General features: G+C 66.8%; 1 protein-coding gene. It reads right to left on the bottom strand.

Annotated elements, in window-relative coordinates; all coding sequences use genetic code 11:
• On the bottom strand, window positions 1-1,100 hold a 1,100-nt coding region (gene tuf, locus ACFPMG_RS23755), incomplete at both ends, for an elongation factor Tu (RefSeq protein ID WP_376997692.1).

Here is a 1,100-nt window from a genome sequence, read left to right as displayed (position 1 = left end):
CCCTCGCGGATGGCGAAGCGCAGGCCCTCGTCCATGGCGATCGGAGCGATCAGCTCGACTTCCATGGAGATGTTGTCGCCCGGCATCACCATCTCGGTGCCTTCCGGCAGCTTCACCATGCCCGTCACGTCGGTCGTGCGGAAGTAGAACTGCGGACGGTAGTTGGTGAAGAACGGCGTGTGACGGCCACCCTCTTCCTTCGTCAGGATGTAGGCCTCGGCCTTGAAGGTGGTGTGCGGCGTGATGCTGCCCGGCTTGGCCAGAACCTGGCCGCGCTCGACGTCCTCACGCTTCGTGCCGCGCAGCAGCGCGCCGATGTTGTCGCCCGCCTCACCCGAGTCGAGCAGCTTGCGGAACATCTCCACGCCGGTCACCGTCGTCTTGACCGTGGTCTTCAGACCGACGATCTCGACTTCCTCGCCGACCTTGACGATGCCGCGCTCGACGCGGCCGGTCACCACGGTGCCGCGGCCCGAGATCGAGAACACGTCCTCGATCGGCATCAGGAACGGACGGTCCTTCGGACGCTCCGGCTGCGGGATGTACTGGTCGACCTCGGCCATCAGCTTGAGGATCGCGTCACGGCCGATCTCCGGCGAACGGTCCTCCAGCGCGCACAGCGCCGAGCCCTTGACGATCGGAATGTCGTCGCCCGGGAACTGGTAGGAGGACAGCAGCTCGCGCACCTCCATCTCGACCAGCTCGAGCAGCTCCGGATCGTCGACCATGTCGACCTTGTTCATGAACACCACCAGCGCCGGCACGCCGACCTGGCGGGCCAGCAGGATGTGCTCGCGGGTCTGCGGCATCGGGCCGTCGGCGGCCGACACGACCAGGATCGCGCCGTCCATCTGCGCGGCGCCCGTGATCATGTTCTTCACGTAGTCGGCGTGGCCCGGGCAATCGACGTGGGCGTAGTGGCGGTTGGTCGTCTCGTACTCGACGTGCGCCGTCGAGATCGTGATGCCGCGCGCCTTCTCTTCCGGCGCCTTGTCGATCTGGTCGTAGGCGGTGAAGGTCGCGCCGCCGCTCTCGGCCAGCACCTTCGTGATCGCCGCCGTCAGCGACGTCTTGCCGTGGTCGACGTGGCCGATCGTGCC

It is taken from the genome of Azospirillum himalayense (assembly GCF_042657465.1).
GTDB classification, from domain to species: domain Bacteria; phylum Pseudomonadota; class Alphaproteobacteria; order Azospirillales; family Azospirillaceae; genus Azospirillum; species Azospirillum himalayense.
Note: the sequence above shows the minus strand (reverse complement) of the source record. Positions and strands in the feature narration are given on the sequence as shown.